11 protein-coding genes are annotated in these 7,484 nt (G+C 63.9%); 1 reads left to right on the top strand and 10 read right to left on the bottom strand.

Annotated features, from left to right (window positions below):
- Positions 1-263 (top strand): ZIP family metal transporter (locus DMX10_RS18965; RefSeq protein ID WP_371921707.1); only part of this gene is annotated, 263 nt, incomplete at its 5' end.
- Between the two features lie 104 nt (positions 264-367).
- On the opposite strand, the gene DMX10_RS18960 is transcribed toward DMX10_RS18965, so the two are convergent.
- The 10 genes from DMX10_RS18960 to DMX10_RS18915 all read right to left on the bottom strand — a co-directional run bounded on the left by DMX10_RS18960 (position 368) and on the right by DMX10_RS18915 (position 7,371).
- Positions 368-640: an HPr family phosphocarrier protein gene (locus DMX10_RS18960; RefSeq protein WP_111262504.1), complete on the bottom strand. Its 273-nt coding sequence runs from the start codon at positions 638-640 to the stop codon at positions 368-370.
- A 15-nt stretch (positions 641-655) separates the two neighbouring features.
- Positions 656-1,513 carry an RNase adapter RapZ gene (gene rapZ / locus DMX10_RS18955; protein ID WP_111262503.1) on the bottom strand — a complete coding sequence of 286 codons (858 nt, stop codon included), beginning with the start codon at positions 1,511-1,513 and terminating at the stop codon, positions 656-658.
- 9 nt (positions 1,514-1,522) lie between these two features.
- Positions 1,523-1,987, bottom strand: coding sequence for a PTS IIA-like nitrogen regulatory protein PtsN (gene ptsN, locus DMX10_RS18950; protein ID WP_111262502.1), 465 nt, complete (start codon positions 1,985-1,987; stop codon positions 1,523-1,525).
- A gap of 13 nt (positions 1,988-2,000) precedes the next feature.
- The gene (gene hpf, locus DMX10_RS18945; protein WP_021217832.1) at positions 2,001-2,309 is read right to left on the bottom strand and encodes a ribosome hibernation-promoting factor, HPF/YfiA family; all 309 of its coding nucleotides are present in this window, start codon (positions 2,307-2,309) and stop codon (positions 2,001-2,003) included.
- 82 nt (positions 2,310-2,391) lie between these two features.
- A complete protein-coding gene (locus tag DMX10_RS18940; RefSeq protein ID WP_111262501.1) occupies positions 2,392-3,891 on the bottom strand; it encodes an RNA polymerase factor sigma-54 in 1,500 nt (499 codons plus the stop codon).
- 141 nt (positions 3,892-4,032) lie between these two features.
- On the bottom strand, positions 4,033-4,758 hold the full coding sequence (gene lptB / locus DMX10_RS18935) for an LPS export ABC transporter ATP-binding protein (protein WP_021217834.1): 726 nt from the start codon (positions 4,756-4,758) through the stop codon (positions 4,033-4,035).
- Positions 4,758-5,303: a lipopolysaccharide transport periplasmic protein LptA gene (lptA, locus tag DMX10_RS18930; RefSeq protein ID WP_111262500.1), complete on the bottom strand. Its 546-nt coding sequence runs from the start codon at positions 5,301-5,303 to the stop codon at positions 4,758-4,760. The genes lptB and lptA overlap by 1 nt, the downstream gene beginning before the upstream one ends.
- Positions 5,290-5,862 carry an LPS export ABC transporter periplasmic protein LptC gene (lptC, locus tag DMX10_RS18925; protein ID WP_111262499.1) on the bottom strand — a complete coding sequence of 191 codons (573 nt, stop codon included), beginning with the start codon at positions 5,860-5,862 and terminating at the stop codon, positions 5,290-5,292. Before lptC ends, lptA begins: the two co-directional genes overlap by 14 nt.
- A gap of 9 nt (positions 5,863-5,871) precedes the next feature.
- Positions 5,872-6,396 (bottom strand): HAD family hydrolase, encoded by a 525-nt coding sequence (locus DMX10_RS18920; protein ID WP_111262498.1) that lies wholly within the window; start codon positions 6,394-6,396, stop codon positions 5,872-5,874.
- A complete protein-coding gene (locus DMX10_RS18915) occupies positions 6,397-7,371 on the bottom strand; it encodes a KpsF/GutQ family sugar-phosphate isomerase (RefSeq protein WP_111262497.1) in 975 nt (324 codons plus the stop codon). It lies immediately after the preceding gene.
- Positions 7,372-7,484: the final 113 nt, after the last annotated feature.

Below are 7,484 nucleotides of genomic sequence, written 5' to 3'. Positions count from 1 at the left end.
GTATGTCACGGGGCAGGGCGATGCTGATCGGTGCGGCGTCCGGGTTGGTCGAGCCGCTGTTCGCGTTGCTTTGCGCCTGGCTGGTGCAGGTGTCGGTGCTGCTGTTGCCCTGGGGGCTGGCCTTGGCGGCGGGAGCGATGCTGTTCGCGGTGACCCATGAAATCATTCCGGAGTGCCACCGCAAGGGGCATGAGACCGCAGCGAGCCTGGGGCTGGCGGCGGGCTTCTGTCTGATGATGGTGCTGGATACGGCGCTGGCCTGATCGGCCGATGCTTCACGCGGCGACGCGGGGAGGTGTCGCGCGGCGGTGTGTCAGCGTGCTCTGCGCACCTGGCGCACTTGGCGCCGCTGGGTCGAGGACTGTCTTCACTCGCCTTCGTCGAAGCGATTGTTGATCAGTTCGATCAGCGCGTTGAGCGCATCGTCGTCCTGCTCGCCTTCGGTGTGCAGGTGGATGGAGGTGCCCTTGCCTGCGGCGAGCATCATCACGGCCATGATGCTCTTGCCGTCCACCAGGCTTTCCGGGGTGCGACCGACGCGGATCTGGCAGGGGTAGCGACCGGCGACGCCGACGAACTTGGCGGCGGCGCGGGCATGCAGCCCCAGTTTGTTGATGATGGTGATTTCGCAGGCTGGCATCGCGGCGGGGATCCTTTAACTGAGGTCGCGGTGGCGAACCTGGACGTTCTTCAGGTTGGGTTTGAGTGCCTGCCCGAGGCGTTCGGCCAGGTACACGGAGCGGTGGTGGCCGCCGGTGCAGCCGATGGCGACGGTGACATAGGCGCGGTTGCTGGCGGCGAAGCGCGGCAACCATTTGTTCAGGTAGCCGAGGATGTCCTGGTACATCTCCTCGACATCCGGCTGTGCGGCCAGGTATTCGGCGACGATGGCATCCTGGCCGGAGTGGTCGCGCAGCTCTGGCTTCCAGTAGGGGTTGGGCAGGCAGCGCACGTCGAACACGAGGTCGGCATCGACCGGCATCCCACGCTTGAAGCCAAAGGACTCGACGAGGAAGGCGGTGCCCGGCTCGGGCTTGTTCAGCAGGCGCAGCTTGATGCTGTCGCGCAGCTGATAGAGGTTGAGGTGGGTGGTGTCGATCTTCAGATCGGCCAGGTCCGAAATGGGCGCGAGCAGCTTCGACTCGTCGAGGATGGCTTCGGCCAGGGAGCGGTCCTCGTTGGTCAGCGGGTGCCGCCGGCGGGTTTCGGAGAAGCGCTTGAGCAGGGTCTCGTCATCCGCGTCCAGGTACAGCACGTCGCATTGGATATGGCGGGTGCGGGCTTCTTCGAGCAATTCGGGGAAGCGCTTGAGCTGGCTGGGCAGGTTGCGTGCGTCGATGGACACGGCGACCTGCGGATGCAGCAGTTCGGTCTGCAGCAGGGCGCGCTCGGCCAGTTCGGGGAGGAGGCCGGCGGGCAGGTTGTCGATGCAGTAGAAACCGTTGTCCTCGAGGACGTCGAGGGCGGTGCTCTTGCCTGAGCCTGAACGGCCGCTGACGATGATCAGGCGCATGGCAAGGTCCTAGCGTCCGTTCTGGACGTCCACTACCACCTGATACAGGCTGTCGCTGCTCTGCGCCACGCGCAGGCGGTCGCGCACTTCGGTGCGGTCCAGCATGCTGGCGATCTGGCGGAGCAATTCCAGGTGCTCGTCGGTAGCGGCTTCGGGGACCAGCAGTACGAACAGCAGGTCCACCGGGGCGCCGTCGATGGCGTCGAAGTCGACGGGGGCCTCCAGGCGCAGCACGGCGCTGATGGGCGCGGCGCAGCCGGGAAGCCGGCAATGGGGGATGGCGATACCGTTGCCGAAACCTGTCGAGCCGAGTTTCTCCCGGGCGATCAGGCTTTCGAAGATATCTTGCGAGTCGAGGTCGGGAAGTTCGCGAGCAACCAGGTTGGCGATCTGTTCCAGGACACGTTTTTTGCTGCCGCCCGGCACGTTCACGAGGGAACGGCCGGGGGTCAGGATTTGCTCAAGTCGGATCATAGGAAGGGGAATGTCAGCGGGCGGTTGCGCCCTGCTGGCGGTTCAGCTGCTTTTCCTTGTGTTTGATCAGTTGGCGGTCGAGTTTGTCCGTAAGCAGGTCGATGGCCGCGTACATGTCTTCATGCTCCGCATTGGCCACGACCTCGCCACCGGCGATGTGCAGGGTGGCTTCGATCTTCTGCTTCAGTTTCTCCACCTGCATGATCACCTGCACATTGGTGATCTTGTCGAAGTGGCGCTCCAGTCTGTCGAACTTCTCGACGACATAGTCGCGCAGGGCGTCGGTCACATCCAGTTGATGTCCACTGATGTTGACTTGCATACCGCTTTCTCCTTATTGCCCGTGTGTAAGAGACAGGCTAACGGGCCTGCCACCGGAACACTTTGGCGTGGATCAATCCGCGTCACATCAGCCGCTTGCGTTCGCTGGAAGGCGCTATCCCGAGGGATTCCCGGTACTTGGCGACTGTGCGGCGGGCCACTTGGATACCCTGTGCTTCCAGTAAACCAGCGATCTTGCTGTCGCTCAACGGCTTTTTGGCATTTTCCGCCGCGACCAGTTTCTTGATGATCGCGCGGATGGCGGTGGACGAGCATTCACCGCCTTCGGAGGTGCTGACGTGGCTGGAGAAGAAGTATTTCAGCTCGTATATGCCACGGGGGGTGTGCATGAATTTCTGGGTCGTGACGCGCGAAATGGTCGATTCGTGCATGCCCACCGCTTCGGCGATGTCATGCAGCACCAGGGGCTTCATCGCCTCGTCGCCGTATTCGAGGAAACCGCGCTGGTGCTCGACGATCTGGGTCGCCACCTTCATCAGGGTCTCGTTGCGGCTTTGCAGGCTCTTGATGAACCAGCGTGCTTCCTGCAACTGGTTGCGCATGAAGGTGTTGTCGGCGCTCGAGTCGGCGCGGCGGACGAAGCCGGCGTAGTGCGGGTTCACGCGCAGGCGAGGGACGGCTTCCTGGTTCAGTTCCACCAGCCAGCGCTCGTTGTGCTTGCGCACGATGACATCCGGCACGACGTACTCGGGTTCGCTGGCTTCGATCTGCGAGCCGGGACGCGGATTGAGACCCTGGATCAGCTCGATCACCTGGCGCAGCTCATCTTCCTTGAGCTTCATGCGGCGCATCAGCTGGCTGTAGTCGCGACTGCCCAGCAGGTCGAGATAGTCGCCCGCCAGGCGTTGGGCCTCGCTCAGCCATGGGGTCTTGGCCGGCAACTGGCGCAGCTGCAGGAGCAGGCATTCGCGCAGGTCGCGAGCGCCGACACCCGCCGGCTCGAACTGCTGGATACGACGCAGGACAACCTCGACTTCGTCGAGCTCGACCTCGAGCTCGGGGTCGAAGGCCTCCACGACTTCCTCGAGGGTTTCCTCCAGGTAGCCGTCATTGTTGATGCAGTCGATGAGGGTGACGCCGATCAGGCGATCGGTATCGGACATGGGCGCCAGGTTGAGCTGCCACAGCAGGTGGCTCTGCAGGCTCTCGCCGACCGAGGTGCGGGAGGTGAAATCCCATTCGTCATCATCGGAGCTGGGCAGGCTGCTGGCGCTGGTCTGGTAGACGTCTTCCCAGGCGGTGTCCACGGGCAGCTCACTGGGGATGCGCTCGTGCCACTCGCCGTCTTCGAGGCTCTCGCTCTCGGAAGTGGGAACGCTGGATTCCTGGAAGCTGGATTCCTGGCTGGCGGAGTTGGGCTGCTGCTCGCTTTCGGCCATGGGGTCGGAGTTGTCGAAGTCCTCTCCTTCCTCCTGGCGTTCGAGCATGGGATTGGACTCCAGTGCCTCCTGGATTTCCTGCTGCAGATCCAGGGTGGACAGTTGGAGTAGGCGGATGGCCTGTTGCAGCTGCGGGGTCATCGTCAGCTGCTGGCCCATCTTCAGGACTAGCGATGGTTTCATGGCAGGGGGCTTAGCACCTTATTCGCCGGCGCGCATGCGCCATCCACTACAGGGCGCCGAGGCGCCACCAGGAAGCAAATTATATGCCTGACCTTGAATGATTTTTCTACTGCTCGCAACTTCTGCGTGCAGGGCTGGCCTTCAGAGGCGGAATTCGTGCCCCAGGTAGACTTCCTTGACCAGCTGGTTGGCCAGGATCTCTTCCGCACTGCCTTCGGCGATGAGTTGGCCGTCATTCACGATGTAGGCGGTTTCGCAGATGTCCAGGGTCTCGCGGACGTTGTGGTCGGTGATCAGCACGCCGATCCCCTTCGCCTTGAGGTGGTGGATGATCTGCTTGATGTCGCCCACGGAGATGGGGTCGACACCGGCAAAGGGTTCGTCGAGCAGGATGAACTTGGGGGCAGTGGCCAGGGCGCGGGCGATCTCGACGCGACGGCGTTCACCACCGGACAGGCTCATGCCGATGCTGTCGCGGATGTGGCTGATGTGGAATTCCTGCAGCAGGCTCTCCAGCTCGCGATGGCGGCCGGCGCGGTCGAGCTCCTTGCGGGTCTCGAGAATGGCCATGATGTTGTCGGCCACGCTGAGCTTGCGGAAGATCGAGGCTTCCTGAGGCAGGTAGCCGATGCCGGCGCGGGCGCGGCCGTGCATGGGCTGGTGGGTAACGTCCTGCTGGTCGATGAGCACGCGGCCCTGGTCGGCTTTCACCAGGCCCACGATCATGTAGAAGCAGGTGGTCTTGCCGGCGCCGTTGGGGCCGAGCAGGCCGACGATCTGGCCGCTGTCGATGGACAGGCTGACATCACGTACCACCTGGCGGCTCTTGTAGCTCTTCGCCAGGTGCTGGGCTTTGAGGGTCGCCATTACTGTGCTTGTCCCGCTTGCTGCTCTTTCTTCTTCGGCTGGATGACCATGTCGATGCGCGGGCGCGGGGTGCCGACATTGGTGCCGGTGGCGCGACCTGCGTTGACGATCTGGCGCTGGGTGTCGTAGACGATCTTCTCGCCTTCGAAGGTGTTGCCTTCCTGGATCACCTTGGCCTGGTCGATCAGCACGATGCGCTCGTTGGCGGCGAAGTACTGGATGGTCATGCCGTAGGCCTTGACGATCTGCTTGTCCACCGCAGGCTTCTGCTCGTAGTAGGCAGGTTTGCCGACCGAGGTGAAGACCTCCAGCTCACCCTGGGCGTTCTGGGTGATGGTCACGGTATCGCCGGTGATCTTCAGGGTGCCCTGGGTGATCACGACATCACCGCGATAGACCGCCACACCTTGCTTGTCGTCGAGCTCGGCGCTGTCGGCCTGGACCCGGATCGGCTGATCGCGGTCGCTGGGCAGCGCCCAGGCGCTGGCACTTCCGAGTGCGGCACCCAGGCTGAGCAGTAGGGGGAGGGTTTTAACGAACCTCATGCTGGCCTCTTACGTTGGACTGCAGGATCATCCTGCTGTCATTCAAGTACGCTTTCATTCCTTGTGCCGTGGTAACCCCGTTGGCGGCGTCGATTCTAACGGCTTGCTGGGTTTCCGCATATTGCTTGTCCGGGAACACGGTCAGGCGGCTGGTGGTGAGAATGGTCGGCCGGCCCTTGGCATCGGTGCGTGCAACGCGGACCTTGTCGATCAGTTCCACCTGCTCACCCTCGGGGCCCACCTCGCCGCGCTCGCTCTGCACGTGCCAGGGGAATTCGGTGCCGCGGTAGAGCTGCAGGTCCGGGGTGGTCAGCAGCGTGACGTCGCTGGCCTTGACGTGTTCCAGCTTGGCGGCGGTCATCTCGTAGTGACGCTTGCCGTCTTCCAGGTACTGCACGCTGGAGGCATTGACCACATAGAAGTCGATGGCGTTCTCGTCCGCCTGTGTGCTGGCCTGGCGCTCCATGAAGCTTTCCGGGCGGATGTTCCAGTAGCCCAGCGCGATCAGCAGGGCGGCGACCGGGATCAGGATCAGGGCGAGGCGGAAGTTCTTCGGCATGTTCTGGACCTAGAGGTAGGCGGCCTGCGCAGCGTCGAGGCTGCCCTGGGCGCGCATGATCAGTTCGCAGAATTCGCGGGCGGCGCCTTCGCCACCGCGTGCCCGGGTGGTGCCGTGGGCGTGCTGGCGGACGAAGCCGTCGGCACTGGCAACGGCCATGCCCAGGCCGACGCGGCGGATCACCGGCAGGTCGGGCAGGTCATCGCCGAGGTAGGCGACCTGCTGGTAGTCCAGGCTCAGCTCCGCGAGCAGTTCGTCGAGCACCGCCATCTTGTCCTCGCGGCCCTGGTAGAGGTGCTGGATGCCGAGGTTGCGGGCGCGGCGCTCGACCACCGGGGTGCTGCGGCCGGAGATGATCGCGGTGCGTACGCCGGAGTTGATCAGCATCTTGATGCCGTGGCCATCCAGGGTATTGAAGGTCTTGAATTCGCTGCCGTCGACCAGGAAGTAGAGCTTGCCGTCGGTGAGTACGCCATCGACGTCGAAGACCGCCAGGCGGATGCCCTTGGCGCGTTGCAGCAGGTCGTCGCTCATTCAGATCACCCCGGCGCGGGTCAGGTCGTGGATGTGCAGGGCGCCAATGGGGGTGTCGTTGTCGTCCACCACCACCAGTACGTTGATCTTGTGGTCGTCCATGATCTTCAGGGCTTCGGCGGCGAGCATCTCGGCCCGCACGGTCTTGCCGTGTGCCGTCATCACGTCGTCGATGCTGGCCTGGCGCACGTCCACGCCCTTGTCCAGGGTGCGGCGCAGGTCGCCGTCGGTGAAGATCCCGGCCAGCCTGCCGTCGCTCTCCAGCACGGCGGTCATGCCCAGGCCCTTGCGGGTCATTTCCAGCAGTGCATCGCGCAGCGAGGTGCCGCGCTCGACGCGGGGCAGGCTGTCGCCGCCGTGCATGATGTTCTCGACCTTCAGCAGCAGGCGGCGGCCCAGGGCGCCACCGGGATGGGAGAAGGCAAAGTCCTCGGCAGTGAACCCACGGGCCTCCAGCAGGGCGATGGCCAGGGCGTCGCCCAGTACCAGCGATGCGGTGGTGGAAGAGGTCGGGGCCAGGTTCAGCGGGCAGGCTTCGTGCTCGACGCGGGCGTCGAGATTGGCTTCGGCGGCCTTTGCCAGCGGCGACTGCGGGTTGCCGGTCATGCTGATGAGGGTGATGCCGAGGCGCTTGATCAGGGGCAGCAGGGTGACGATCTCGGCGGTGGAGCCGGAATTCGACAGGGCCAGCACCACATCGTCCGGGGTGATCATGCCCATGTCGCCGTGGCTGGCCTCGGCAGGATGGACGAAGAAGGCCGGCGTGCCGGTGCTGGCCAGGGTCGCGGCGACCTTCTTGCCGATGTGGCCGGACTTGCCCATGCCCACCACCACGACGCGGCCCTTGCAGGCGAGGATCAGCTCGCAGGCACGGACGAAGTCGGCGTCGATCCTGCCGAGCAGGGTGTCGATGGCTTCACGTTCCAGGCGGATGGTGCGGTGTGCGGATTGGATCAGATCGCTGGACTGGCTCATGTGGAGAGTGCAGTTGCCGAGGAAAAGGCGGGGATTATACCGGCAAAGAGTCGTTCGCTCACCCTTCATTGCATGCCCCGGTGGAGAAACCTGTCTCAGGCCTGAACAATGGG

Origin of the sequence: Pseudomonas sp. 57B-090624 (assembly GCF_003234055.1) — a bacterium.
GTDB classification, from domain to species: Bacteria; Pseudomonadota; Gammaproteobacteria; order Pseudomonadales; family Pseudomonadaceae; genus Metapseudomonas; species Metapseudomonas tohonis.
Note: the sequence above shows the minus strand (reverse complement) of the source record. Positions and strands in the feature narration are given on the sequence as shown.

Bases quoted from the DNA above. Each gene is read 5' to 3' on its own strand.
- rapZ (WP_111262503.1), bottom strand. From the start codon at position 1,513: ATGCGCCTGATCATCGTCAGCGGCCGTTCAGGCTCAGGCAAGAGCACC.
- lptA (WP_111262500.1), bottom strand. From the start codon at position 5,303: ATGAGGTTCGTTAAAACCCTCCCCCTACTGCTCAGCCTGGGTGCCGCA.
- ptsN (WP_111262502.1), bottom strand. From the start codon at position 1,987: ATGATCCGACTTGAGCAAATCCTGACCCCCGGCCGTTCCCTCGTGAAC.
- lptB (WP_021217834.1), bottom strand. From the start codon at position 4,758: ATGGCGACCCTCAAAGCCCAGCACCTGGCGAAGAGCTACAAGAGCCGC.
- DMX10_RS18915 (WP_111262497.1), bottom strand. From the start codon at position 7,371: ATGAGCCAGTCCAGCGATCTGATCCAATCCGCACACCGCACCATCCGC.
- DMX10_RS18920 (WP_111262498.1), bottom strand. From the start codon at position 6,396: ATGAGCGACGACCTGCTGCAACGCGCCAAGGGCATCCGCCTGGCGGTC.
- DMX10_RS18960 (WP_111262504.1), bottom strand. From the start codon at position 640: ATGCCAGCCTGCGAAATCACCATCATCAACAAACTGGGGCTGCATGCC.
- lptC (WP_111262499.1), bottom strand. From the start codon at position 5,862: ATGCCGAAGAACTTCCGCCTCGCCCTGATCCTGATCCCGGTCGCCGCC.
- hpf (WP_021217832.1), bottom strand. From the start codon at position 2,309: ATGCAAGTCAACATCAGTGGACATCAACTGGATGTGACCGACGCCCTG.
- DMX10_RS18940 (WP_111262501.1), bottom strand. From the start codon at position 3,891: ATGAAACCATCGCTAGTCCTGAAGATGGGCCAGCAGCTGACGATGACC.